The organism is Actinosynnema sp. ALI-1.44 (assembly GCF_001984155.1).
Lineage (GTDB): Bacteria > Actinomycetota > Actinomycetes > Mycobacteriales > Pseudonocardiaceae > Kibdelosporangium.
This window is the reverse complement of sequence record NZ_MTQO01000050.1, coordinates 171687-196984: the sequence shown is the minus strand read 5'-3', so window position 1 is coordinate 196984 and position 25298 is coordinate 171687. Positions and strand designations below refer to the sequence as shown.

General features: G+C 69.5%; 25 protein-coding genes. 18 read left to right on the top strand and 7 right to left on the bottom strand.

Going from position 1 to position 25298, the window contains the following annotated elements; all coding sequences use genetic code 11:
* Positions 1 to 11: 11 nt before the first annotated feature.
* Entirely contained in the window at positions 12 to 1403 is a 1392-nt protein-coding gene (locus ALI144C_RS33335) for a S8 family peptidase (RefSeq protein ID WP_076991517.1), read from the bottom strand.
* Positions 1404 to 1625: 222 nt separating this feature from the next.
* Between ALI144C_RS33335 and ALI144C_RS33330 the strand changes: the two genes are divergently transcribed.
* The 6 genes from ALI144C_RS33330 (at position 1626) to proB (ending at position 8744) form a co-directional block, all read left to right on the top strand.
* Positions 1626 to 2354: a TIGR03936 family radical SAM-associated protein gene (locus ALI144C_RS33330; RefSeq protein WP_076991182.1), complete on the top strand. Its 729-nt coding sequence runs from the start codon at positions 1626 to 1628 to the stop codon at positions 2352 to 2354.
* A 218-nt stretch (positions 2355 to 2572) separates the two neighbouring features.
* Positions 2573 to 5377, top strand: coding sequence for a translation initiation factor IF-2 N-terminal domain-containing protein (locus ALI144C_RS33325; protein ID WP_076991181.1), 2805 nt, complete (start codon positions 2573 to 2575; stop codon positions 5375 to 5377).
* A 147-nt stretch (positions 5378 to 5524) separates the two neighbouring features.
* Positions 5525 to 5839 carry a 50S ribosomal protein L21 gene (rplU, locus tag ALI144C_RS33320; RefSeq protein ID WP_076991180.1) on the top strand — a complete coding sequence of 105 codons (315 nt, stop codon included), beginning with the start codon at positions 5525 to 5527 and terminating at the stop codon, positions 5837 to 5839.
* Positions 5840 to 5853: 14 nt separating this feature from the next.
* Complete coding sequence (gene rpmA, locus ALI144C_RS33315; RefSeq protein WP_076991179.1) at positions 5854 to 6117, top strand: 50S ribosomal protein L27; 264 nt, start codon at positions 5854 to 5856, stop codon at positions 6115 to 6117.
* Between the two features lie 72 nt (positions 6118 to 6189).
* Positions 6190 to 7629: a GTPase ObgE gene (gene obgE, locus ALI144C_RS33310; RefSeq protein WP_237774441.1), complete on the top strand. Its 1440-nt coding sequence runs from the start codon at positions 6190 to 6192 to the stop codon at positions 7627 to 7629.
* Positions 7626 to 8744: a glutamate 5-kinase gene (gene proB, locus ALI144C_RS33305; RefSeq protein ID WP_076991177.1), complete on the top strand. Its 1119-nt coding sequence runs from the start codon at positions 7626 to 7628 to the stop codon at positions 8742 to 8744. Before obgE ends, proB begins: the two co-directional genes overlap by 4 nt.
* 6 nt (positions 8745 to 8750) lie before the next feature.
* Here proB and ALI144C_RS33300 read toward each other — a convergent pair whose 3' ends face one another.
* Positions 8751 to 10031: an MFS transporter gene (locus ALI144C_RS33300; RefSeq protein ID WP_076991176.1), complete on the bottom strand. Its 1281-nt coding sequence runs from the start codon at positions 10029 to 10031 to the stop codon at positions 8751 to 8753.
* 315 nt (positions 10032 to 10346) lie between these two features.
* Positions 10347 to 12449 carry a RecQ family ATP-dependent DNA helicase gene (locus ALI144C_RS33295; RefSeq protein WP_076991175.1) on the bottom strand — a complete coding sequence of 701 codons (2103 nt, stop codon included), beginning with the start codon at positions 12447 to 12449 and terminating at the stop codon, positions 10347 to 10349.
* Positions 12450 to 12542: 93 nt separating this feature from the next.
* Between ALI144C_RS33295 and ALI144C_RS33290 the strand changes: the two genes are divergently transcribed.
* The 3 genes from ALI144C_RS33290 (at position 12543) to ALI144C_RS33280 (ending at position 14664) form a co-directional block, all read left to right on the top strand.
* Complete coding sequence (locus ALI144C_RS33290; RefSeq protein ID WP_076991174.1) at positions 12543 to 13124, top strand: TetR/AcrR family transcriptional regulator; 582 nt, start codon at positions 12543 to 12545, stop codon at positions 13122 to 13124.
* Positions 13125 to 13207: 83 nt separating this feature from the next.
* Positions 13208 to 14437, top strand: a complete 1230-nt coding sequence (locus tag ALI144C_RS33285) for a cytochrome P450 (RefSeq protein ID WP_076991173.1) — start codon at positions 13208 to 13210, stop codon at positions 14435 to 14437.
* Complete coding sequence (locus tag ALI144C_RS33280; RefSeq protein WP_076991172.1) at positions 14434 to 14664, top strand: ferredoxin; 231 nt, start codon at positions 14434 to 14436, stop codon at positions 14662 to 14664. Before ALI144C_RS33285 ends, ALI144C_RS33280 begins: the two co-directional genes overlap by 4 nt.
* 30 nt (positions 14665 to 14694) lie before the next feature.
* Here ALI144C_RS33280 and ALI144C_RS33275 read toward each other — a convergent pair whose 3' ends face one another.
* Positions 14695 to 15366, bottom strand: coding sequence for a nitroreductase family protein (locus ALI144C_RS33275; protein WP_237774440.1), 672 nt, complete (start codon positions 15364 to 15366; stop codon positions 14695 to 14697).
* A 124-nt stretch (positions 15367 to 15490) separates the two neighbouring features.
* On the opposite strand from ALI144C_RS33275, the gene nadD reads away from it, so the two are divergent.
* From nadD to ALI144C_RS33245, 6 genes are all read left to right on the top strand, one after another.
* Positions 15491 to 16105 carry a nicotinate-nucleotide adenylyltransferase gene (nadD, locus tag ALI144C_RS33270; RefSeq protein ID WP_076991170.1) on the top strand — a complete coding sequence of 205 codons (615 nt, stop codon included), beginning with the start codon at positions 15491 to 15493 and terminating at the stop codon, positions 16103 to 16105.
* Positions 16106 to 16172: 67 nt separating this feature from the next.
* Entirely contained in the window at positions 16173 to 16553 is a 381-nt protein-coding gene (gene rsfS, locus ALI144C_RS33265) for a ribosome silencing factor (protein WP_054289465.1), read from the top strand.
* Positions 16550 to 17164, top strand: a complete 615-nt coding sequence (locus ALI144C_RS33260; RefSeq protein ID WP_076991169.1) for a histidine phosphatase family protein — start codon at positions 16550 to 16552, stop codon at positions 17162 to 17164. The genes rsfS and ALI144C_RS33260 overlap by 4 nt, the downstream gene beginning before the upstream one ends.
* A complete protein-coding gene (gene octT / locus ALI144C_RS33255; protein WP_076991168.1) occupies positions 17161 to 17880 on the top strand; it encodes a diglucosylglycerate octanoyltransferase in 720 nt (239 codons plus the stop codon). Before ALI144C_RS33260 ends, octT begins: the two co-directional genes overlap by 4 nt.
* A gap of 11 nt (positions 17881 to 17891) precedes the next feature.
* The gene (locus tag ALI144C_RS33250; RefSeq protein ID WP_076991167.1) at positions 17892 to 18734 is read left to right on the top strand and encodes a DegV family protein; all 843 of its coding nucleotides are present in this window, start codon (positions 17892 to 17894) and stop codon (positions 18732 to 18734) included.
* A gap of 135 nt (positions 18735 to 18869) precedes the next feature.
* Entirely contained in the window at positions 18870 to 19601 is a 732-nt protein-coding gene (locus ALI144C_RS33245; protein WP_076991166.1) for a ComEA family DNA-binding protein, read from the top strand.
* A 46-nt stretch (positions 19602 to 19647) separates the two neighbouring features.
* Here ALI144C_RS33245 and ALI144C_RS33240 read toward each other — a convergent pair whose 3' ends face one another.
* Entirely contained in the window at positions 19648 to 20400 is a 753-nt protein-coding gene (locus ALI144C_RS33240) for a condensation domain-containing protein (protein ID WP_076991165.1), read from the bottom strand.
* A 302-nt stretch (positions 20401 to 20702) separates the two neighbouring features.
* On the opposite strand from ALI144C_RS33240, the gene ALI144C_RS33235 reads away from it, so the two are divergent.
* Positions 20703 to 23111, top strand: a complete 2409-nt coding sequence (locus tag ALI144C_RS33235) for a DNA internalization-related competence protein ComEC/Rec2 (protein ID WP_083753608.1) — start codon at positions 20703 to 20705, stop codon at positions 23109 to 23111.
* A gap of 11 nt (positions 23112 to 23122) precedes the next feature.
* Here the strand turns inward: ALI144C_RS33235 and ALI144C_RS33230 are convergent, their stop codons facing one another.
* Both ALI144C_RS33230 and ALI144C_RS56875 read right to left on the bottom strand, forming a co-directional pair.
* A complete protein-coding gene (locus ALI144C_RS33230) occupies positions 23123 to 23371 on the bottom strand; it encodes a hypothetical protein (protein ID WP_076991164.1) in 249 nt (82 codons plus the stop codon).
* The gene (locus tag ALI144C_RS56875; protein WP_202819122.1) at positions 23368 to 23691 is read right to left on the bottom strand and encodes a hypothetical protein; all 324 of its coding nucleotides are present in this window, start codon (positions 23689 to 23691) and stop codon (positions 23368 to 23370) included. The genes ALI144C_RS33230 and ALI144C_RS56875 overlap by 4 nt, the downstream gene beginning before the upstream one ends.
* A 662-nt stretch (positions 23692 to 24353) precedes the next feature.
* On the opposite strand from ALI144C_RS56875, the gene ALI144C_RS33220 reads away from it, so the two are divergent.
* Both ALI144C_RS33220 and ALI144C_RS33215 read left to right on the top strand, forming a co-directional pair.
* Positions 24354 to 24767, top strand: coding sequence for a YbaB/EbfC family nucleoid-associated protein (locus ALI144C_RS33220; RefSeq protein ID WP_168211407.1), 414 nt, complete (start codon positions 24354 to 24356; stop codon positions 24765 to 24767).
* A gap of 5 nt (positions 24768 to 24772) precedes the next feature.
* Complete coding sequence (locus tag ALI144C_RS33215) at positions 24773 to 25249, top strand: hypothetical protein (protein WP_076991162.1); 477 nt, start codon at positions 24773 to 24775, stop codon at positions 25247 to 25249.
* Positions 25250 to 25298: the final 49 nt, after the last annotated feature.

The following is a 25298-nucleotide window of genomic DNA, read 5'->3' as shown; positions in this document are numbered from 1 at the left end:
AGCAGTCGAGGTTAGTTCGTCACCGCGGCCAGGGCGTCAACCAACCCGTGCCCGTAGAACCCGTTGTACGGCGCGTATCCCGCGCAGTAGGCGTCCTGGGTGCCTGTCTTGTTGAGGTCGTAGTCCGCCGGGCACGGCACGGCCTGGGACTGCTCGTTCAGCAACCGCGTCAGCCTCGCCGGGGACGCGTTCGGATGCGTCGAAGCCAGCAACGCGATCACGCCCGAAACATGCGGCGCCGCCATGGAAGTACCGCAGTACCGCGCGTACCCCCCTGGCACCGTGGACAGAACGCAGCCGCTCTCGGGATTGCCGGTGCCGCGCAGCCGTTCTCCGCCGGGCGCGGTCACGTCGATCACGCCGAGCCCATAGGCGCTGTACCCGGCCTTCACCTTGTCCGCTCCGACCGACGACACCGCGAGCACTTCCCGCAATCCCGCCGGGAGCACGCGGCAGTTGGCGTTCGGCGGGTTGGCCATGTCGACGTTCTCGTTCGTCGCCGCCGCCACGTTCATCACGCCTCGCGAGTAGGCGTACTTCACCGCGCGTGTGAGCGCTTCGAGCACCACCCGCTGTCCGCCTTTCGAGCACGTGAACAGCCATGGGTCGACGAAGTAGCTGCTGTTGGTGACGTTCATGCGCTTTTCCGCGGCCCACATGAAGCCGCACACCGCGTACTCGGGGTAGATGCGGCCGTCGTCGTCGACCACGCGCACCGATGCGAGGCTGACGCCCGGAGCGACGCCGGTGATGCCCTTGCCGTCGTTGGCCGCGGCGATCGTGCCTGCGACGTGTGTGCCGTGCGGTGAGTTCTTGGGCGCCCAGGCCGCCGGGGTTGTGTCGGGGCGCCCGGTGAGGCAGCCTGCGGACAGCGCGGGGTCTACGGCGTCCTTCAGGTCGGGGTGGGTGGCGTCGATGCCTGAGTCGAGCACGCCGACGACGACGTCACGGTTGCCTGTCGTCACTTCGTGGGCGGCGTCGGCGTTGATCATCGTCATGTCCCACTGCTCGTCCGCGCGGTCCGTGGACGGCACGGTCGCCGAACGGCGGATTGACGAGGACGAGGGGGTCTCCTCGGCCTTGCGCTTGCGGCTGGTCGCGCGTTGCGCGCTGAAGGCGCGGTCGACGCCGATCCGGTCGATGAACCGGCTGTCGGCAGACGTCGCCACCGCCACCGAGATCTGCGGGTAGTAGACGGTGGAGACGCCGCAGGCGGCGGTGATCTCGCCCTGCGCCTGCGCCGAGGGCGTGCCGGGGGCGAACACGACGATGTAGCGGGATACCGTACGAGTCCCGCTGACGCACTCGGCGTCGGTGGGGTCGGCTGCGGCCGGCAGCGCGCACAGGGTGGCGAGCACCGCCGTCAGCACCGCTGCCGCCTTCACGCGGCGGACCAGAGGCACGACCACTGACCTCCATACATTGCGTCGGCCGGCTCGGGGGTACCGGCTGTCCACGTTGCGGGACGGTAGCCACGCCGCGTCGGCCAGACAAGTTCATCCACGCAATCGCGTCTGCCGGTACGGTGCCAGCCGGACGCGGGTACGCACCAGCCGAGCCGTCACAGACCACCAGAAGGAGTAACGCTGAGCCGTCAAGACCAGCCCAATCCGTCGCCACCTGGGGTGCAGAAGCTCAGGTTGCGCTACGCCAAACGTGGGCGACTGCGTTTCACGTCACACCGGGACATCGCCAGGGCGTTCGAACGCGCCTTGCGACGCGCGCATGTCCCCATGGCGTTCTCCCAGGGCTTCAACCCGCACCCGAAGATCTCGTGGATCGGCGCGGCGCCGACCGGCGCGGCCAGCGAGGCCGAGTACGTGGAGATCCAGCTGGTCGAGGTGGTCGAGCCGGCTGACCTGCTGCCCGAGCTGGACAAGGCCATGCCACCTGGACTGGACCTGCTGGAGGCCGTCCAGGCCACCGGCGGGTCGCTCGCCGACCGGATCGACGCCAGCGAGTGGCGGATCGAGGTGCCGGGGGTCACGCCCGCCGACCTGACCGCCGCGCTGGCCGCGTTCCTGGCCGCCGAAGTGGCCGAAGTGGAGCGTCTGACCAAGAGCGGCATGCGGACAATCGATGTCCGACCTGCGGTTGTACGTGCGCGGACCCGTGAAGTGTCATCGGATGGCGAACCATATGGGATACTCGAGGTAGTTGTACGGCAGACGACACCTGTCGTGCGACCGGACGACGTGCTGAGCGCGCTCCGTGTCGTCGCCGCTCTGGAACCGCCGGTGCCCGCGAAGGCGACCCGGATGGCCCAGGGACGGCTCGACGATGGCGGTGGCATCGCCGACCCGCTGGCCCCTGACCGGGGTCCGGAGCCGTCAAGGGACGACGTCCACAGCTGACCTGTGTCACCCGTGTGGGCGGGTGGCGTGAGGCGAGGATTCCCGCCGTTCGCGCGGCGGGCCAGGCAAGGCAGAGAACCAACGAACCGGCTCTCGTCAGGGGAAGGCGACGAAGGGACCGGCACACAACGTCCGCGGCCGCGAGCCGGGGACCGAACAGGAGAGGCCCCTGTGCGGCCGCGTCCAGGCATGGACGCGCCCGGGGGCGGAGGAGCTACATGTCGGACACGACAGCGTCCGCCGGTGACGACAACACCGAGCGGGATTTGATCGACCTGCCGCCGAAGATCAGGGTGCACGCCCTGGCGAAGCTGCTCGGAGCGAGCAGCCGCGAGGTCATGGCGGCCCTCGCGGACATGGACGAAGAGGTCCGCAGCGCCCAGTCCAGCGTCAGCCGTGAGGTGGCGCAGCGCGTCGTCGACGCGCTCGCCCCCCAGGTGGAAGAGGACGAGGCGCCGCAACCGGCGGAGTCGCCCTCGCCGGCGGAGCCGGTCGCCGAGGCCGAGTCGGCCGAGCCGGAGCCGGTCGAGGAGCCCGCCACCGGGATCAGGCGCCCGCGGCAGCCGCTGTTCGCCTCGGCGTCGCCGCTGTTCCTGCCGCCGGAGGCGCAGACGCGTCCGGTGGCCAAGCCGGAACCGGTCGAAGAGCCCGCCGAGGAGGCCGTGGAGGAGGCCGACGAGGCCGACACCGACGACGCCTCGGACGACGACGCCTCGACCCGTCGGCGTCGCCGTCGTGGCCGTCGTGGCCGCGGCCGGGGCAAGGGCGGGCAGAACGACGAGGCCGGCGACGAGCAGGACGACGACGAGGCCCCGGCAGCCACCGCGTCCGCCGAGGAGCCGGAAGCGGCCGAGTCCGCCGAGGACGACAGCGACGAGTCCGCCGACGACGGCGGGAGCCGTCGCCGCAGGCGCCGTCGCCGCCGCAAGGGGTCGGCCGACGACGAGGCCGCGGCCAACGAGGACGACCCGCCGAACACGGTGGTGCACGTCCGTGAGGCGCGGGACGAAAAGCCCAAGGCGGACAAGCCGGACAGGTCGGACCGCGACGAGGTGCGCAGTGTCCGCGGCTCGACCCGCCTGGAGGCCAAGCGCCAGCGTCGCCGGGACGGCCGTGAGGCCGGTCGCCGCCGCGCGCCGATCCTGTCCGAGGCGGAGTTCCTCACCCGTCGTGAGTCCGTTGACCGCAAGATGATCGTGCGCGAGCAGACCGATCGCACGCAGATCGGTGTGCTGGAGGACGGTGTGCTCGTCGAGCACTTCGTCACCGCGTCCGGTTCCGGTTCGCTGGTCGGCAACGTCTACCTGGGCCGTGTGCAGAACGTGCTGCCCAGCATGGAAGCCGCGTTCGTGGACATCGGCCGCGGCCGCAACGCCGTGCTGTACGCCGGTGAGGTCGACTGGGACGCCGCCGGTCTCGAGGGCAAGGCCCGCCGGATCGAGCAGGCGCTGTCCACCGGGGACAGCGTGCTCGTGCAGGTCACGAAGGACCCGGTCGGGCACAAGGGTGCCCGGCTGACCACTCAGATCAGCCTGCCGGGCCGGTTCCTGGTGTACGTGCCCGGCGGCGGCGCCACCGGGATCAGCCGCAAGCTGCCGGAGAACGAGCGGCGCAGGCTCAAGGACATCCTCAAGCGGATCGTCCCCGAGGACGCCGGTGTGATCATCCGGACCGCCTCGGAGGGCATCAGCGAGGACGAACTGGCCCGCGACGTGCGCAGGCTCCAGGCGCAGTGGCAGGTCATCAAGGACAAGGCGCACGGCTCCGACGAGGTCAAGAAGGCCAGCGCGCCGACGCTGCTCTACGAGGAGCCGGACCTGCTGGTCAAGGTCGTCCGCGACCTGTTCACCGAGGACTTCTCCGCGCTGGTCGTGCAGGGCGACGAGGCGTGGGACACGATCGACGCCTACGTCCGGCACGTCGCGCCGGACCTGCAGGAGCGCCTGCAGCGGCACGTCGGCCCGTCGGACGTGTTCACCGACTTCCGCATCGACGAGCAGCTGCTCAAGGCGCTGGACCGCAAGGTGTGGCTGCCGTCCGGCGGTTACCTGGTCATCGACCGCACCGAGGCGATGACCGTGATCGACGTGAACACCGGCAAGTTCACCGGATCGGGCGGCAACCTCGAGGAGACGGTCACCCGCAACAACCTGGAGTCGGCCGAGGAGATCGTCCGCCAGCTGCGGCTGCGCGACATCGGCGGGATCATCGTCATCGACTTCATCGACATGGTCCTCGAGTCCAACCGGGACCTGGTGCTGCGCAGGCTGACCGAGTGCCTCGGCCGCGACCGGACACGCCACCAGGTCGCCGAGGTGACCTCGCTCGGCCTGGTCCAGATGACCCGCAAGCGCGTCGGAACCGGCCTGCTGGAGGCGTTCAGCGCCACCTGCGAGCACTGCCGCGGGCGTGGCGTGATCGTGTCGACCGACCTGGGCTTCAAGGCCAACGGTGGTGGCGGCAACGGCGGCGGTCAGCAGCACCAGCCGTCGAAGTCCGCCAAAGCGGAGGACAAGCCCGCCGAGCGGACGCGGGAGCGGCCGACCCGGGCGGAGCGCCGTGCCAAGGCCGAGCGCGCCCGTGCCGAGGCAGCGGAGGCCGCCGAGGCCGCGGAAGCGGCTGAGTCCGCCGAGGTGGCCGCCGAAGCCGCCGCGGAGGCTGTGCAGGCGGCAGCGGAAGCCGCCGCCGAGGCCGACCAGGTCGCCGAGGCCGTCGAAGCTGCCGCGGTGGTCGAGGCTGCCGCGGTGGTCGAGGCTGCCGGGCCCCAGGCCGCGGTGGCCGAGGAGCCCGAGCAGTCGGGGAACGGCGAGACGGCGCCCGAGCCGAGGTCCGCAGCCGCGGAGCACACGCCGGGCACCAACGGCCACGCCGTGTCGGCCCAGCCCGAGGTGGCTCCTGACTCGTCGGAGGTGCCGCAGGGCGTCGACGACGATCTGGTGCTCGCGCCACCGCCACGGCGTCAGCGCAGGCGGTCGGCGTCGCGTCCGGCCGGACCTCCGGTCAACGCGGCCCAGGACAACTGAACAGGCCCCCGGAGGGGGCGAGCAGGACCATGTTGTAACCTAGTACGTGGCCCGCCTTCCAGCGGGCTACGTCGTGTGCAGCCCGATCAGCTTTGATCTGGGCGCACCTGGCCCCCATCACCAACGAGTAGCAAGCAGGAGACTTCCGTGTCCGCGTACGCGATCGTCAAGACCGGCGGCAAGCAGTACAAGGTCGCCGTGGGCGACGTCGTCGAGGTCGAGAAGCTCGAGGGCGAGCCGGGCACCGAGCTCACCTTCCCGGCTGTGCTCGTTGTCGATGACGGCGACGTCACCACCGATGCCGACGCGCTGGCCAAGGTGTCGGTGACCGGCAAGGTCGTCGCCCAGACCAAGGGCCCCAAGATCCGCATCCACAAGTTCAAGAACAAGACCGGATACCACAAGCGCCAGGGTCACCGTCAGAAGCTGACCCGCGTCGAGGTCACCGGCATCACCAAGTAAGGACCTGACCAGCCATGGCACACAAAAAGGGCGCATCGAGCTCTCGTAACGGCCGTGACTCCAACGCGCAGTACCTGGGAGTCAAGCGGTACGGCGGTCAGGTGGTGAAGGCCGGTGAGATCCTGATCCGCCAGCGCGGCACCAAGTTCCACCCCGGCGTGAACGTCGGCCGCGGCAAGGACGACACGCTGTTCGCGCTGGCCGCCGGTGCGGTCGAGTTCGGTGCGAAGCGCGGCCGCAAGACCGTGAACATCGTTCCGGTCGAGGTATCGGCCTAGTAGAACCAAGCATCACCAGGGGGCGGGCCTCAGATGGCCCGCCCCCTCGTGCGTTCCAGAGAGGATTTCACCGTGTCCCGATTCGTCGACCGCGTGGTGATTCACGTCGCCGCCGGTGACGGCGGTAACGGCGTTGCCTCCGTGCACCGCGAGAAGTACAAGCCTCTCGGCGGTCCCGACGGCGGCAACGGGGGAAACGGCGGCGACGTGATCCTCGTCGTCGACCCTGGTGTGCACACCCTTCTCGACTTCCACTTCCGGCCGAACGCCAGCGGCGGCAACGGCAAACCCGGCCAGGGCGCCAACCGTGACGGCGCCAACGGTGCGCCGTTGGAGCTGAAGGTCCCGGACGGCACGGTCGTCATGACCGAGGACGGCGAAGTGCTCGCCGACCTGGTCGGCGTCGGCACCCAGTTCGTGGCGGCCGCGGGTGGCCGCGGTGGGCTCGGCAACGCGGCGCTGGCGTCCAAGGCGCGCAAAGCACCCGGGTTCGCCCTGCTCGGCGAGCCGGGGGAGCGGCGTGACCTCGTCCTCGAGTTGCGTTCGGTTGCCGACGTCGGCCTCGTCGGGTTCCCGTCGGCAGGCAAGTCCTCGCTGATCTCGGTGCTGTCCGCGGCCCGGCCGAAGATCGCGGACTACCCCTTCACCACGCTGGTGCCGAACCTCGGTGTGATCACCAGCGGCGACCACGTCTTCACCATGGCCGACGTGCCCGGCCTGATCCCCGGCGCGAGCCAGGGCAAGGGGCTCGGCCTGGACTTCCTGCGGCACATCGAGCGGTGCGCGGTGCTCGTGCACGTCGTGGACTGCGCGACCTACGAGCCCGACCGCGACCCGATGTCCGATGTGGACGCGCTGGAGGCCGAGCTGGAGCGCTACACCCCGGCGCTCGGCGGCGACCTGGCGTCGCGGCCGAGGGTCGTGGTGCTGAACAAGATCGACATCCCGGACGCGCGGGACCTCGCCGACATCGTCCGGCCGGACTTCGAGCAACGCGGCTGGCCGGTGTTCGAGATCTCCACCGCGACCAGGGAAGGCCTGCGGGAGCTGACGTTCGCGCTGGCCGAGGTGGTCGAGCAGTACCGGGCCGCCCAGCCGGTCGTCGAGACCACCAGGGTCGTCCTGCGGCCGAAAGCCGTGGACGACAAGGGTTTCGAGATCATCCCCGACCCGGACGACGACACCGGCTTCATCGTCACCGGGGAGCGGCCGAACCGCTGGGTCCTGCAGACGGACTTCAACAACGACGAAGCCGTCGGATACCTCGCCGACCGGCTCAACCGGCTGGGCGTCGAGGACACGCTGGCTGCCATGGGCGCACAGCCCGGGTGTGCCGTCACGATCGGGTCGTGGACCTTCGACTGGGAGCCGTCCACGCCCGGCGTCGCGGCCATGCTGACCGGGCGTGGCACCGACGTGCGGCTTGAGCAGAACGAGCGAGTGGGCGCGGCGGAGCGCAAGATGCAGCGCAGGCTGCGCCGCGGCCTTGCTGTCGAGGACGAGGACGAGTGACATCACCGACCCGCGAAGCTCTCATCGGAGCGAGCAGGATCGTCGTCAAGGTTGGTTCATCTTCCCTGACCACCGCCGCGGGTGGCCTGGATCCGGCACGCCTGGACTACCTGGTGGACGCGTTGGCCACGCGCCGCGCGGCCGGGAGCCAGGTCGTGCTGGTGTCGTCAGGCGCCATCGCCGCGGGTCTCGCGCCGCTGGGCATCCCGCGCCGACCGCGTGACCTGGCCACGCAACAAGCAGCCGCGTCCGTCGGTCAGTTGGCGCTGGCGCACGCCTATGCCGCGTCTTTCGGGCGGTATTCGCTCACAGTCGGGCAGGTCCTGCTCACAGCAGACGACGTCGTGCGGCGTTCGCACTACCGCAACGCGCAGCGCACGTTCTCGAAGCTGCTCGCGCTGGACACCGTGCCGGTCGTGAACGAGAACGACACCGTGGCCACCGAGGAGATCCGGTTCGGTGACAACGACCGGCTCGCCGCGCTCGTCGCGCACCTCGTCGGCGCGGATGGCCTGTTCCTGCTGTCCGACGTCGACGCCTTGTACGACGGTGATCCCCGGCGCGGTGCCGCCCGCAGGATCGACGAGGTCACCGGAGACTCCGATGTGGACGGTGTGCGAGCGGGAACCCAGGGCGCTTCCGGTCTCGGCACCGGCGGCATGGCGTCCAAGCTCGCCGCCGCCCGGCTGGCATCGTCCGCGGGCATTCCCGTCCTGCTGGCCGCTTCGGCGGACGTGCCACGCGCGCTGACCATGGCCGACGTCGGTACGGCGTTCGCCGCGACCGGGACCCGCCTGTCCGCGCGTCGCTTCTGGCTCGGTCACGCCGCCGGCGCGACTGGTCGTCTCTGGCTCGACGACGGCGCGGTCACGGCCGTGGTGCACCGCCGCCGGTCGCTGCTCAGCGCGGGCATCACCGCCGTCGACGGCGAGTTCGACGCCGGTGACGTGGTGGAGCTCGTGGACCTCTCCGGCGCTGTGGTCGCCCGCGGCGTCGTCGCGTTCGACGCCGTCGAACTGCCCGCCCTCATCGGCAGGTCGAGCCACGAACTTCCGGCGGAGCAACGCCGTGAGGTCGTACACGCCGACGACCTGGTGCCCGTCCGGAACTTCTGAGACCGCCTACTTCAGCTCCATTCCCCGGGTTTCGGGCAGGGTGCGGATGACGAAGAACGCCACAGCGGCGCCCACGGCGACGTACCAGAAGAACACGTACGACACGCCCGCGTCCGACAAGGCGGTGTTCACCAACGGGGCCGTGCCGCCGAAGACCGCGACCGTCACGTTGTACCAGGCGCCGATCCCGAGCGCCCTGACCTCGGTCGGGAACATCTCGCTCATGATCGCCGGGGCGATCGACGTCATCGCCGTGTACAGGCCCAACCCCACGCAGAACACCACTATGAGATTGCCCAGACCCGGTGTGATCAATGTGGACAGCGGCACGATGAGCACCGCCGTCGCCGCCGACCAGATCAACAGTTGCGGTTTGCGGCCGTAACGATCCGACAGCGCACCCATCGGGTACTGCAACGCGATGAACAACGCCGTGCCGATCGACAACGCCAGGAACACGTCGTCAGCGGCCGCCTTCTTGGCGTTGATCGCGAACGGCGTCAGCGTGCTGAAGAACGTGTAGTAGCAGAGCGTGGACAGCATCGAGTAGCCGATGAGCTGCCCCACCGCCTTCGGGTGGTTCTTCAGCGTCACCAGCAACGGGTTCGAGACTTTCCGCGCCTTGTCCTTGCTCTTCTCGAAGTGTTCGGTCTCGTCGATCGTGCGGCGCAGCCACAGGCCGACGAAGCCGAGCACACCGCCGACGATGAACGGGATCCGCCAGCCGTAGCTGACCATGTCCGCCTTGCCGAGGATCCTGATCAGGAAGTACCCCAGCAGCGACGCGATCAGCACAGCCGTCCCGGTCGAGATGTAGAAGAACGCCGAATACCGGCCACGCCGGGACGACGGCGCGATCTCGCCGAGGTACGCGGAGGCGTTCGACACCTCGCCGCCCAGCGAGATGCCCTGCGCGATCCGGGCGAGCAGCAACAGGATCGGCGCCAGCCAGCCGACCGCCGCGAACGTCGGCAGCACCCCGATCGCGAGCGACCCGCCCGCCATCAACACGATGGTCAGGATCATCGCGGGTTTGCGGCCACGCACGTCGGCGAACCTGCCCAGCAGGAACCCGCCGAGCGGCCGGAAGAAGAACGCCAACGCGTACGTGGCGAACGTCGCCATCAGCGCCGCACTGCCCGGCGCGAACAACGCACTCGCGATGTAGGTGCTGAACGTCGCGTAGACCGTCCAGTCGTACCACTCGATCGCGTTGCCGATGCTCGCCGCGACCAGCTTGCGAACCGGCAACCTGTGCTCAACCGGCCCTGCCACCTGCTCCGACATGCGATGGACCTAACCACACAGCGCGCCCGATGAGTAGGTTTCCCACCGCTTTCACGCTGCGCGACCGCCTCTCGACACACCGCGAAATTCCGCTGAACCTCCCGGATATTCGGGACACCATGTGCTCATGCCCCCGGAGGCCGCCCTGTCGGCTCGACGAGTTGCCAGACCCGGTCATGTCCCGACTCGGACGCCCCACTTCACGCCAAGGAGCCGGTCGCAGCTCGCGAACCGCGCTCCAGGCCATGGCCACCCGTGCCCTCGCCGACGCGATGACACCTCGCGGTGATCGCCGAAGCGAGGCGGATCATCCTCCTAGGTCGTTGTCGCCAGAGCGAACGGCAACACCCCCACCGCGCCCGCGTCCGCCAGCAGCTTCGCGGCGACGGCCATCGTCCAGCCCGTGTCGATCTGGTCGTCCACCAGCAGGACCGGGCCGCCCGCGGCCCGCACGCCCGAGGCAAGCGAATCCGGGACGCGCATGGCGTTCCACAGACCGGCCAGGCGCTGGGCGCTGTTGCCGCGCCGGTCGGCGCCCCCGGCGATCTCCACTTCGCCGAGGAACTCCAGCCGCCCGATCCCGGCGAGCCGCTCACCCAGGCTGCGGATGAGCTTGGGCCGTGTGCCCGAAGACAGGGTGGCGACCGCGACCGGTCGCGTGTCCCACTTCCACGTCGACAGCACCTTCACGCAGGCGTCGAACACGTCGTCCGGCACGGGCTCGTCCGGTGCCGCCGTCCCCAGCATCGACCGCAGCCGGTTGCCCCACCCGATGTCGGTCAACCGCCCGAGCGCACGGCCGGGCAGCGCCTGTTGTTCCTTGGCGATCTTGCCCGACAACGGAACACCGAGCGCCGCCATGCCCGGCGGCCATTGCCTGCGCGGCATCACCTCGACGCCGGGACGGCGCAACCGGTCCCGAGCCTGGGTCGCGCTCTGTGTGGAAACCGTCGTGTCCCAGACTTTTCCGGTGCAGTTGTCGCACCGGCCGCACGCGGTCGCGTGTGGATCGTCCAGCTGCCGCAACAGGAACTCCATCCGGCAGCCGGTGGTGGCCTGGTAGTCGAGCATCGCCTGCTGCTCGGCCACGCGCGCCTCGGCCACGTGCGCGTACCGGTCGGAGTCGTACTTCCAGTCGCTGTCCAGCAGCACCCAGCCGCCGCGCTCCCGCCGGACCGCACCGTCCACATCGAGCACCTTCAGCACGACCTCGAGCCGCGAGCGCGACAAGTCCACGCGTGGTTCCAAGGCGGGCAGGGACATCGGCCCTTCCGCGTGCGCCAACGCGTCGAGCACCTGGCGCACCACCGGCTCCGGTGGGAAGGCCAGCGAGGCGAAGTACGCCCAGATGTCCCTGTCCTCCGCGCCGGGCAGCAACAGCACCTCGGCCTTGTCCACACCGCGACCGGCGCGGCCGATCTGCTGGTAGTACGCGATCGGCGACTGCGGCGCGCCGAGGTGCACGACGAACCCGAGATCCGGCTTGTCGAACCCCATTCCGAGCGCGGACGTCGCCACCAACGCCTTGACCCGGTTGGCCAGCAGGTCCTCCTCGGCTCGCAGCCGCTCGGCCTGCTCGGTCTTGCCCGAGTACGCCCGCGACTCGAACCCTCGCTCACGCAGGAAGGAAGCGACTTCCTCGGCCGCCGCGACCGTCAGCGTGTAGATGATCCCCGAACCGGGCAGGTTCGGCAGCTGCTCGGCCAGCCACGCCAGCCGCGTCGCCGAGTCCGGCAGTCGCACCACGGCCAGCCGCAGGCTTTCCCTGTCCAGCGCGCCGCGCAGCACCAGCGTGTCCATTGCGGACGGTCCAAGCCCGAGTTGTTGCGCGACGTCCCGCACCACCCGGTCGTTGGCCGTCGCGGTGGTCGCCAGCACCGGGACGCCTTGCGGCAGTTCGGTCAGCAGTGTGCGCAGGCGCCGGTAGTCCGGCCGGAAGTCGTGGCCCCAGTCGGAGATGCAGTGCGCCTCGTCCACGACGAGCATCCCCGCCGACGCCGTCAGCGACGGCAGCACGTTGTCGCGGAAATCCGGGTTGTTCAGCCGTTCCGGACTGACCAGCAGCACGTCGACGTCGCCGGCGTTGACCGAGTCCTGGACTTCGCGCCACTGGTCGGAGTTGGCCGAGTTGATCGTGGCCGCGTGCACGCCCGCCCGCGCGGCGGCCTCGACTTGGTTGCGCATCAACGCCAACAGCGGCGAGACGATCACCGTCGGCCCGGCGCCGCGGGCGCGCAGCAGCGCCGTGGCCACGAAGTAGACCGCCGACTTGCCCCACCCCGTACGCTGGACGACGAGCGCGCGTCTGTGCTGGGCGACCAGCGCCTCGATCGCGGTCCACTGATCGTCCCGCAGGCTGGCTCCGTCGCCCGCGAGCGCCCTGAGATGGCGCTCGGCGTCTTCGCGTAGTTCGTTCACGGTTCCACCTCTACCGTATTGGCCGCGGTAGCACCTTAGATACTCCCCACGAGTTCGTACCAATGGACCGTTCGTACGGTTTGAGGAGCGGTAGTGACCGAACCACGCAAGCGCGACTCGGCCGCGAGCAAAGAGGCTTTGCTCGACGCCGCAAGGGATTTGTTCGCCGAACGCGGCTACGACCGCACGACCGTACGCGACATTGCCCGGCGCGCGGGCGTCAACCAGGCGCTGTTGTTCCGGTACTTCGGCAGCAAGGAGGCCTTGTTCGCGGCAGTGGTGGCCAGGTCGGGCCGCGACCAGCTCGCGCGAGCCCCGCGCGAACTGCTCGTCGCCCGGATGCTGCGCGGCCTGCTGGACAAGGACAGCCACGGTGATCGCGCGGTCCAGATCATGCTGCGGTCCTCCGGGGAGGACTCGGTGGCCAAGGAGATCCACGGGCAACTCGGCCAGGACTACATCCGCGCGTTGTCCGCGCTGACCGGCGAGCCGAACGCGGAATTGCGCGCGCACCTGGTGCTCGCCTGGATCGTCGGTATCGACATCGTGCGATCGGTGGCAGGCAGCGACCCGCTCGCCGGTGCCGACAGCGACGACGTCATCGCGTGCGTGTTGCCCGCTGTCCGGACGCTGCTGGAACAGGTTCGGGATATACCGTCCGAAACGGACGCGTAGCGCGACGGTATGTTGACGGTTGGTTACACCGGCGGTACCTTCGAAGTTGTAAGCATGCGCTTACAACGTGAAGGGGCAGGTCGATGACTACTACGGAACACTCGATCGACTTTCCGTTCGGTGGGACCGGCACCGATGACTACGTCGCGCTCGACGTCGCCAGCGAGCAGGCCGGGCTCGGGGACGACGAACCGCTGGTCCGGATCCGGCTGCCGTACGGCGGCGAGGCCTGGCTCGCCCGGCGCTACGAGGACGTCCGGGTCGTCCTCGGCGATCTGCGGTTCAGCCGGGCCGAGGCTTTCGGCAAGGACGTCCCCCGGTCGTCCGCGCTGATCAGAGCCGACCGCGGCATCCTCGACATGGACCCACCGGACCACACCAGACTGCGCAAGCTGGCCGCGAAGGCGTTCACCGCCAAGCGCGTCGAGACGCTCCGGCCACGTGTCCAGCAGATCGTCGACGCGCTGCTCGACGACATGATCGCCACGGGCTCCCCGGCCGATCTGATGGCCAGCCTGTCGTGGCCGCTGCCGATCACGGTGATCTGCGAGATGCTCGGCGTCCCCTACGAGGACCGCACGAAGTTCCGCGCCTGGACCGACGCGGCGCTGGCGATCACCGCCTACACCACCGAACAGATCGAACAAGCGCAGCAGGACCTCAACGACTACATGGCCGGGCTGCTGGACCAGCGCCGCACCGAGCCCAAAGACGACCTGCTCACCGCGATGATGCAGGCACGCGACAACGACGACAGGCTCGCCTCCGACGAGATCGTCCGGCTCGCTGCCGGGTTGCTCGTCGCCGGACACGAGACGACCGCCAACCAGATCGGCAACTTCGTCTACAGCCTGCTCGCCCACCCGGCCGAACTGGCCAAGCTGCGGGCGAATCCCGACATGGTCACCACCGCGGTGGAGGAGCTGCTGCGGCACACCCCGCTCGGCGCGTCCGCGGGGTTCGTCCGGATCGCCAAGGAGGACGTCGAACTCGGCGGCGTCACCGTCCGCGCAGGTGAAGGCGTCTTCGCCGACGTCGCCGCCGCCAACAGGGACAAGCGCCTGTTCGACGACGCCGACGAACTGCGGCTCGGCCGGCCGGTCAACCCGCACCTGACCTTCGGCCACGGCGTGCACCACTGCATCGGCGCCCAGTTGGCCAGGCTGGAACTCCAGGTGGCACTCGGAACGTTGGTCAGGCGGTTCCCCGACCTCTCGTTGGCCGTGGACGCCCAGGACGTGCCGTGGAAACATGGCCGCCTGGTACGTGGCCTGCAAGAGTTGCCGGTCACCTGGTCGGAGGTGCGTGAGTGAGCGACACAAAGTGGCGGCTCGAGGTCGATCGGCACGCGTGCATCTCTTCGGGGATGTGCGTCGGAATCGCGCCGGACCACTTCGAGTTGGAGGCCGACGGCTCGCACGCGCTGGCCGACGTCGTCGACCAGGACGAGGTCGTGGTGGACGCGGCGGAGTCCTGCCCGGTCGAGGCGATCAGGGTGCTCAGCGCGGCCAACGGCGACCTCGTCGCCCCCACCGAGTAACAGTGCCGAGCAGGTGATCGTCCGGTTGTGTCACGCCCGGACGATCACCTGGTCGAGCGACTTGCGGACCAGGTCGGGCACCATCGCGCCCTCGGCCGGGTAGCCGACCGGGATCACCGCGAACGCCTTCTCGTTGCGCGGCCTGCCCAGCACCTCCGACAGGAACTTCATCGGGCTGGGCGTGTGGATGAGCGCGCACAACCCGGACAGGTGCAGTGCCGTCAGCAGCATGCCGACCGAGATCCCCACGGACTCGTCGACGTAGTAGTGCTTGTGGCTCTCGCCCTTGTCGTCGAGGTAGAAGCGCTGCTGGAACACGACGATCAGGTAAGGCGCGTCGGTGAGGTGCGGCTTGTGCTCGTCCGTGCCCAACGGTTCGAGCGCGGCGAGCCACTCCTCGCCCAACCGGCCCGCGTAGGAGCGCTGCTCCTCTTCCTCCGCGGCCTTGCGGATGGCGGCCCGCGTCTCGGGATTGGTCACCAGCACGTACGTCCACGGCTGCTGGTGCGCACCGGACGGGGCGGTCGCGGCGACGGCGATCGCGTCGAGCACGACCTGTTCGGGCACGGGATCATCGGAGAACGCACGGACAGTGCGCCGCTGGTTCATTCGTTCCCGCAGGTCGGCGGAGACGGCGAGGGAGGCGTTCTGCGGCATCCGCGGCGGGTGGTACGGGGTCGGCTGGTAGGGCCGGCCGTGCATGGGTGTCCAACTCCTCATAGCCGTCCATCCTGCCCGGGTGATCAGGTGAAATGGGCACCCAATTGGGCAAAACGGCAGGTAATGGCCGCACAACCGGCGTTGATGCCGCGTACTCTGCCGAGCTATGTCGGCGAACTGTCGCATCGGGATCATGGGCGGCACTTTTGACCCCGTGCACCACGGCCACCTCGTCGCGGCGAGCGAGGTCCAAGCCCGGTTCAACCTGGACGAGGTGATCTTCGTCCCGACCGGTGAGCCGTGGCAGAAGGGCGACCGCCAGGTCAGCCCGGCCGAGGACCGGTACCTGATGACGGTCGTCGCGACCGCGTCCAACCCGCGTTTCTCGGTCAGCCGCGTGGACATCGACCGCGGCGGGCCCACGTTCACCGTCGACACGTTGCAGGACCTGCGGGCCGCGCGGCCGGACGCGGAGCTGTTCTTCATCACCGGAGCGGACGCGCTCGCGCAGATCCTGTCGTGGCGGGACGTCGAGAAGCTGTTCGGCCTCGCCCATTTCATCGGCGTGACCAGGCCCGGCTACACCCTCGACGACCACCACCTGCCGGACGGCTCGGTCAGCCTGGTCGAGGTGCCCGCGATGGCGATCTCGTCGACCGCGTGCCGCGACCGCGTCGCGCTCGGCGAACCCGTCTGGTACCTGGTTCCCGACGGCGTGGTGCAGTACATCCAGAAGCGCAACCTGTACGCCGAGCGCACCATCGGCTGCCGCCCGGAATAGCCCGCGACCCGATCCGCGCCGCCCGGTACCCTCTGTACTCATCGTTGACGGCCGGACAAGGAGAGATGTGGCTGCTACGCCCGACGCACGAAAGCTGGCGCTGGTGGCGGCCAACGCGGCTGCCGACAAGCTGGCCAGTGACATCGTCGTTCTCGACGTGTCCAACCAACTGGTGATCACCGACTGTTTCGTGATCGCCTCAGCGCCGAACGAGCGGCAGGTCGGCGCGATCGTCGACAACGTCGAGGAGAAGATGCGCGAGGCGGGGACCAAGCCGGTCCGCCGCGAGGGCGCCCGTGAGGGCCGCTGGGTGCTGCTCGACTTCGTCGACGTGGTCGTGCACGTCCAGCACACCGAGGAACGCTCGTTCTACTCGCTCGAGCGGCTCTGGAAGGACTGCCCCCGGATCGAGTTCGAGCCCGACGGCCCCGGGCAGGAGACGACGTGACGCTTCGCCGCCTCGTGCTGTGGCGGCACGGGGAGACGGACTACAACGCATCCAGCCGGATGCAGGGGCACCTGGACTCGGAACTGACCGAGGTCGGCTGGAACCAGGCACGGTTCGCGGTGCCCGCGTTGGCCCGGTTCTCCCCGGATCTGGTCGTGGCGTCCGACCTGCGGCGAGCCACGGACACCGCGACGGTGTTCGTGAACGCGACCGGGGTCCCGCTGCGGATAGACAAGCGTTTGCGTGAAACCAACCTCGGCGACTGGCAGGGCATGACGGGCGCCGAGGTCGACGCGATCTCCCCGGGCGCCCGCGCCCAGTGGCAGAACGACGCGACCTGGGCGCCGCCCGGCGGCGAGTCCCGCGTGGAGGTCGCCGCCCGTGCCGTCGAGGTCGTCTCCGACCTCGACGCGGGGGAGGAGGAGACCGTCGTCCTCGGCACGCACGGCGGGCTGATCACGGCGTTGACCGGCAAGCTGCTCGGCCTGCCGGTGCGCAACTGGCCGCTGCTCGGCGGCATCGGCAACTGCCACTGGACGGTGCTGGCCAGGCGGGACAGCACCGGGCTCGCCTGGCGGCTGATCGCGTACAACGCCGGCATCACCGGATGAGTCGCCTGCTGTTCTTCGGCGACTCGCTGAGCTTCCACGGGCCGGACGGTCCGATGCCCGCCGACGAGCCCCGGCTGTGGCCCAACGTGGCCGCGGCGGAACTGGGTGGGACGACGGACCTGGTCGCCGGGTTCGGCTGGACGGCACGCGACGCGTACTGGTCGCTCGTCGGTGATCCCCATGTGTGGACGCTGCTGCCCAAGGCGGACGTGCTCGTCCTCGGCGTCGGCAGCATGGACACGCTGCCTTCGCCGTTGCCGACGTACTTGCGCCAGGGGCTGCGGTACATGCGGCCCGACGGGCTGCGTCGCTGGGCTCGTGCCCGCTACCTGGCCGCTCAGCCTTGGCTCGCGCAGGTCATGCGGGGGCGTCCCGTGGCGTTGCCGCCCGCGTTGACCGTCCGGTACCTGGATCTGATCCTGACCTCGATCCGGGCGCTGCGGCCGACCCTGCCCGCTGTCGGTGTGCTGCCGCCCAGACACCGCTCACCCGCGTACCGGGGTGTGCACACCGGTCGGGCAGCGGGCGTGACGGCCATCTCCCGCTGGGCCGCGTCGGCCGGTGTTCCGCTTCTTGACCTGGCCGAACTGACCGGGGACCACGTCATCGGCGGGCACGGCAACATCGACGGGATCCACTGGGGCTGGGACGCGCACAAGGTGGTGGGACTGGCTTTGGCCGAGTTGGCCGCCGCCACGGGCGCGAAATCGACGTAGGCTCGGCGATCATGGCTGTTGTCGTCGTCACCGACTCCACAGCGCACCTGCCGGAGGGCTTCGCGGCCCGCCACTCGGTGCGCGTGGTGCCCCTGCACGTCGTGATGGACGACCGCACGGGCCTGGACGGCATCGACATCGGCCCGACCCAGTTGGCCGCCGCGTTGTCGCAGCGCATGGTGGTCACGACGTCACGGCCGTCGCCGCACGAGTTCGCCAAGGTCTACCGCGAGCAACTGGACGCGGGTGCGTCCGCCGTGGTGTCCGTGCACCTGTCGCGGCACTTGTCGGGGACGTGGGACTCGGCGCGGCTGGCCGCCGAGGAGGTCGGTGCCGACAAGGTGCGCGTGGTGGACGCCCGGACGACCGGGATGGGGCTGGGGTTCGCCGCGTTGCGCGCCGCGGCCGCGGCGGCCGGCGGCGCCAAAGCGCTCGACGTCGAAGCGGAGGCGGTGACCACCGCCGCCCGGGCCAAGACGTATTTCATGGTCGAGACGCTGGAGTACCTGCGGCGCGGCGGTCGCATCGGCGCGGCCGCCGCACTGGTCGGGACCGCGCTGTCGGTCAAACCCGTGCTGCACGTGGCGGACGGGCGGATCATGCCGTTGGAGAAGGTCCGGACGACCGGACGCGCGCTCGCTCGGCTGGTGGACCTGGCCGTCGACTCGGCGGGCAGTGGCCCTGTTTCCATTGCCGTGCACCACCTCGCGGCACCGGAGCGAGCCGCGGAGCTGGCCACCCGGCTGGAGGAACGCCTTCCGCGCTCCTCCGGGTGCGTGGTGTCCGAACTGGGCGCGGTCATCGGTGCTCACACAGGTCCAGGCGTGCTCGGCGTCGTGGTCCTGCCGGACTGACCGCGTACCACACACCACCGACATTCCCGCCGGAGAAGCGGAGCCGGTTCCGGACCTGTCCACAGCGGCGAGTTGTCCACAACCAGGAAAGCCCACCCCAGGCGGCCACCCGGCAAGCCGCATAGCGTCGAAGACATGGTCACCACACCGAGCCGAAAACCCACCGGGAAGTCCGACACCCTAGCCCGCCTGCGGCAACTGGCCGCGGCCCGTACCGGCGCGGTCCCCGCAGAGCCGCCACCCGAGTGGATAGACGAAACCCCACCGGAATCCCCCGGCCCGCGCTCCCCGGTCAGAGCGCGCCTGAACACTCTCCGGCTACCGGTCGTTGCCACAGCCGTAGCCGTCGTCGCGGCCTGCGCGACCATCGGAATCATTGCGGCACAACCGGAAAAGGAGACTCCGCCACCGTTGCCCGCCGCGGCGACGAGCGGTGGCACCCGTCCCGCAACGGGAAGAATCGTGGTGAGCGTCGTCGGCCGAGTGCCGAAACCAGGTCTCATCACCTTATCCGAGGGAGCCCGAGTCGCCGACGCCGTCGATGCGGCCGGTGGTGCGTCCGATGTGGACTCGTTGGCCCTGAACATGGCCCGTCGGCTGACGGACGGAGAACAGATCTACGTCGGCGTCCCGCCACCACCGGAGGCGATGACGGCCCCGCAGGCCAAACCGGCCAAGGTCGACATCAACACGGCCACCGTCGCCCAACTCGACGGCCTGCCGGGAGTCGGTGCGGTCACAGCCCAGCGCATCGTCGAATGGCGAACCGAACACGGCCTGTTCGCGGCGGTGGAGCAACTCCGCGAGATAGAAGGAATCGGCGAAACCCGATACACCAAACTGAAGGACCTGGTGACCGTGCGATGACCATTCCCCTCCTGCCCATGGAACACAGCTGGCCCACCACCCCGGCTCACTCGATCTGGTGCGCAACGCTGCTCTGCGTCCTCCTCATCGCCAAATTCCGCCTACCACCGTGACAGCCCCGGAAGCCTTCCGCACGGCGCTGGGGATTGCGCGCTGGCGTGGCCGGATTCGACCTGATCCTGGCGTACATCCATGACGCAGCCGTACTGCCGCTTCTTGGGGTTCGGATTCCGGCCACCGTCGGTGATCTCGGCGACTCGCCATGTCCAGAGTGGTAGGCGTGCCCCAGGTCCGAGAACAGCGGGCCGACCGACCATTCGTCACCGGCGATGTGGTGCATCAGCACGAGCAGAACGTGGTCGCCGTCGGCGACGTTGAACATCGCCGCGCGGATCGGGATCGCCCCCGTGAGATCGAACCCGTGCTCGGCCGTGGCGCGCAACGCGTCCGGCAGGACGACCTGCGCCTCCTCGGTGAACGCCGTGCGCAGGCTCTCGTGCCATTCGACCACATCGGACAGTGCACGCCGCAGCGCGGGCACGTTCAGCTCACCGCTGAGCCGCAGCACAGACCGGATGTTGTACGCGGAACTCGGGCCGTCGAGCCGGTGCAGGAACCACAACCTGCGCTGGGCGTAGGACAACGGCAACGGGCCGGAGCGGTCCGCCCGGGCCAGCGCGGGCCGGTCGGTCTTGGACAACCGGTGCAGCAGGCCGCGTGGGGTGGGCGCCTCGAACACGTCCCTGATCGCGGCGGTGGCGCCGAGGACCGTCCCGATCCGCGACAGCAACCTGGTCACCAGCAGCGAGTGGCGTGCCGCTTCGGCTGGTGAGGATTCACGGGGGTGCGATTCCCGCCATGTCTGGAGCCTTGCCGACCTGCTTCTTGAGTTCACGGACCGCACTGCCGCCTTGTGCGTCTCCAACCGGTTGCGCCGGTCGAGCACCGTGCGTGTAGTGCTCGCAGAGCGCGCCGGGCTATCCGTGAAGCCAGGTCGACTCGGTTCTTGCGACTACCGGCCGCCCGGCGCTCGGCATCGCCGGTGCTACGACACGACACGGTGGATGTTCCTGACCGTCAACGAATCGGTTCCCCGAGGAGGTGAGTGTTTTGCTGGACCGAGGTGTGCTCGAGCCATCACGCAAGTGGGATTGGCGGTTGGCACCGGCTGCTGTGGTGGTGTGGCTGTCGGGTTTCTCAGGCTTGCTTGTCAGCTGGTGGCTCGCGGTCGTGATCGGAGTCGTGGGCGCGACGCTCGGGCTCTGCGTCCTTCGTAGCTGGTTGCCGGTGTCATGGCTGGACGGTGATGCGCGTGCGAGGTGGTTGCGCCGGGGGATGGGATGGTCCCTGGTGGTGTGTGGTGCCCTCGCGGTCATGCCGACCGCGTTGCGGTTGCGTTCGTGGGAGCACGATCCGCTTCGGGAACACGCGGCACGGGGTGAGACGGCCCGACTGGCAGTCGTCCTGTCCGACCGCCCACGACCCATCTTCTCCGAGGGGTTCGGTGGGCAGCAGGCTGGTGCACGACTGGCATCGGTGTCCGCGGACGTGCGTCACGCCGAGGTGAAGGGGCACCCTGTGCCGTCGACGGGGTCGGTGGTTCTGCTCGTTCCGACGGGTGGGTGGGCGAACCTGTTGCCTGGGCAGGAACTTCGTGCCGAAGGCCAGTTGGCGCCCGGCGACACGGTCGTCGCAGTGCTGCGGGTTCGTGGACCGCCGGAAGGCGTCGTGCCCGCACCGGCGTGGCAGCGGGCGGCCGAGGGGTTGCGCGCGGGGCTTCGTACGGCGGCAGGTGGTGTGTTGTCGGCGGAATCGGCTGGGCTGCTGCCCGCGCTGGTGGTCGGTGACACCTCCGGGCTTCCGCATCGTGTGGTCGATGAGTTCCGTGCGGCGGGAACGGCGCATCTGTTGGCCGTGAGCGGAGCCAACCTCGCCATCGTGGGCGTGGCGACTTTGCTGCTGCTGCGGACGTTGCGGTTGGGGCCGCGGCTGTGTGCGGCGGGTGCCGGGTTGACGCTCCTGGGCTTCGTTGTGCTGGCCGGGCCGGAGCCGAGTGTTCTTCGGGCCGCGGTGATGGGCGGCGTCGGGTTGCTGGCGCTGGTGGTCGGGCGGGAACGGGCCGCGTTGCCCGCCCTGGCGATCTCGGTCATCGTGCTGGTGCTGCACGACCCGATGATGGCCACGAGTTTCGGGTTCGCCTTGTCGGTCCTCGCGACCGGTGGTCTGGTCCTGCTGGCCACGAGGTGGACGCGGACGATGACCGGTCGTGGCGTCCCGCGGATGATCGCGGAGGCCGTGGCGGTTCCCGCTGCCGCGCACCTGGTGACAGCGCCGGTCATCGCGGGAATGAGCGGGCAGATCAGCTTGACGGCGGTCGCGGCGAACCTGCTGGCGGCGCCGGTGGTCGCCCCGGCGACCGTGCTGGGACTGCTCGTCGCGCTCGTCGCGGGGATCCTGCCGTGGCTCGGCGAGGCACTCGCCTGGCTGGCCGCGCCGGAGCTGTACTGGATGATCCAGGTCGCGCGGCATGCCGCGGCGATCCCCGGCGGGTCGATGCAGTGGCCGACCGGGTGGTGGGGAGGTGCGCTGCTGGCGTTGGTGCTCGTCGCCGTCGTACTCCTGGTGCGGCTCAAACGAGTCCGTGCCCTGATCATCGCGGTGGCGTTGGGCCTGCTGGTCGTGGTGGTACCGGGGCGCATGCTGGCGCCGGGGTGGCCGCCTGCGGGGTGGTCGACCGTGGCCTGCGACGTCGGCCAGGGGGACGCGGTCGTCCTGGCGACAGGCGAACCGGGGCGTGCTGTGCTGGTCGACACCGGACCGGATCCCGGAGCGGTCGCCGGATGTCTGGACCGGCTCGGGGTGTCGCGGATTCCGCTGGTGATCCTCACGCACCTGCACGCCGATCACGTAGGAGGACTGTCCGGGGTGCTGGACGATCAGGAAGTAGGCGCGGTGGCCGTCGGCTCCGGCAGGCTGCCGGTGTGGGCGTGGCGGGATGTGCGCACCCAGGCCGCGCGATCGGAAGTGCCGGTGTCCTGGCTGTCCGCCGGGCAACAGTTGGACTGGCCGGGTCTGCGGATCGAGGTCCTCGGCCCGCGGCACGTCGACACCCGTCAGGAAGGGGAAGCGAGCGGAACCGAGATCAACAACGGATCACTGGTCCTGAGGGCGACGACCGGCGGCGGGCGGATCCTGCTGACCGGAGACGTCGAACTGGCGGCACAGACCGACCTGCTGGACGACGCGACCGACCTGACTGCCGACGTGCTCAAAGTGCCGCACCACGGAAGTCGTTACACGGCAAAGGAGTTCCTCGACGCTGTCCGGCCCCGGATAGCGGTGGTGAGTGTCGGGGCGGGAAACCGCTACGGCCACCCGAACCCCACGACGGTCGCACGACTGGTGGCGGCGGGCGCGAAAGTCCTCCGCACGGACCAGGACGGCGATGTGGCGATCACCGGCGACCTGTCGGTGGTCCGCCGCGGCGACCCACGCGGACCGCCCGGGTAGCCGGACTGGTCTCACCCTTCGGTGAGCCGGTCGGTTTCCTCCCGCAGGGCCTGGACCGTCTGCTCGGCGAACCTGCGCAGGGTCTCGACCTGTTCGTCGGTGTAGGCGGTCAGGACCCGCGATATGCGGGTGAACAGCGGGGCGTACAGGTCCACTGCCTGTTGGGCCCGCTCGTGCACCGCTGTCACGAAGACTTGGCGGCGGTCGGACTTCGACGGTTCCCGATAGGCGAACGCCGCCTTCTCCAGCCGGTCGATCACTGACGTATCCAGCAGGACGTGGCGCGCAGGGCGATCGCGATCGCCACGTCGGCGATGAAGCGCGCCTCGCCGGACTCGACGCCGCGACCCTCGAGCGCCCGCGCCCGTGCGCCGGCGATGTCGGCGAGCTTGATCAGGTCTCGTTCGGCCAGTGCTGGGTTGGCGGCGATCAACCCGACGCGGCGCAGCAGGAACTCGCGCGAGCGAAAGACCTCGTCGGCGGTCCTCAGCGGTTGTCGAGGATGCAGTGGTAGGCCTGGCCGACCGCGGTGACCGTGGTGGGTTTCAACGGCGGCGGCTACGGTGGCGGCGTTCGGCACGCGGGTAGCTTCAATGATTTCACGGCGGCCACTGTGCTGAGGCCGCCGTTGCGCGGCCGCGAACGATGTCGCCAACGCCCGTATGACGACCGGTCCGGTACCGGGCCGACCGGAGCCGGGTCCGGGAATCCGAAGTAGACCTGGTGAGCATCGTCGCGATTGGTTGCCGGTCATCGTGATGAGGTCGACGAAGCCCGGTGATCCGTTCGGGGTACCCACCAGGCAGTTGACCGTGTTCCGCCCTGGTTTGACGTGATGATCAGGTCCATCGAACGTCCGGCGCTCGCACGGCGGGCGGCGGGCGCGGTTACCAGCGTCGTGCTGATCGCCGTGGTGGCGGTGGTCAGCGCCGGTTGACCGTCCAGGTCTCCTGACCTCCCAGACTTGTCTCCGCGGTCGATCGCGTGGGTCACTCCTCGTCCAAGCGCGATGGTGTCGCGAGCACGTGGCGAAGCAGGGTCCTGGTGCTGCGTGTTCGCGGGCCGCGGGCCTGCCCGCGACAGCGCGGTCCGTACCGCCCGACGTCGAGTGTTCGAACGGACGTTCCTGCACCCGCATTGCGTGTGAGGGCAGCGTCGGGCGGATTCAGTGTGATTTCCGCAGGTCGGGTTGCACTCTTGAGCCAAGGTGCTGATCGGTTTCAGATGGTGAGGAAGGTGCACGTGACGGCTTCGCATTCGGAACAGCTCGAGCACCTCATGGCGGAGTACCGCAAGCAGTTCGCCGAGGTGCACGAGACGCAGCGGCGCTTGCAGGAGATCTCCTGCACGGTGGCAGCTCCCCGGCAGACCGTCGCGGTGACGGTGGGCCACGGCGGTGTCGTGAAGGACATCAAGTTCCCTACCGGCGCTTACAAGCGCATGACACCCACCGAACTGGCCGGCGCCGTGCTGAAAGCCATCACCGACGCCCAGCAGCAGGCGACACGCGAAGCGGCCGAGGTGATCGCGCCGTCGCTGCCGCCCGGTGTGGACGCTCAGAAGTTGTTCTCCGGTGAGATCGACATCCAGTCGCTGCTGCTGCCCGAGCCGCAGTTGCAGGACGCTACCCGCGACGCGATGAACATCAGGGACTGATACCCATGGCAACGAAGTCCAATCCTGGTGGTGGTGGTGGTGGTGGCAGCAGCAGCGGCTCCGGTGGCAGTTCGTCCGGCGGCGGCGGTTCGAACTCGTTCGGCTTCGGCCCGGACACCAGGATCGCGGTCGACACCCAGAGCCTGTACGGCGCCGCGAACCACTTCGACGACCTCAGGGAGAGCATCCATGTGTTCGCACGCAACAGCGAGGAGTACGTGACGTACGCACCGCTGGTCAACGGCGAGACGGACGAGACCTGGAACAGGTTCTCACCCGAGTACGTCAAGGGGGCGCAGGTGTTCGTCACCGGCGTACACGGTCTGTCGAGTGCCGTCGGGCAGATCTGCGAGAGCCTCATCAAGTACGCGGCGTTCTGCGCGGCGACTGAGGCGAACAACGAGTACATCGGCAAGAACGCGCTCAACGTGAAGGTGCAGGCGCCTGGCTCCGACTCCTCCACCGACGAAGGCGAAAGCTAGATCCTGAAGTCGGCCCGCCACGCGATCGACGGCGGACTTGGCCGCGAGG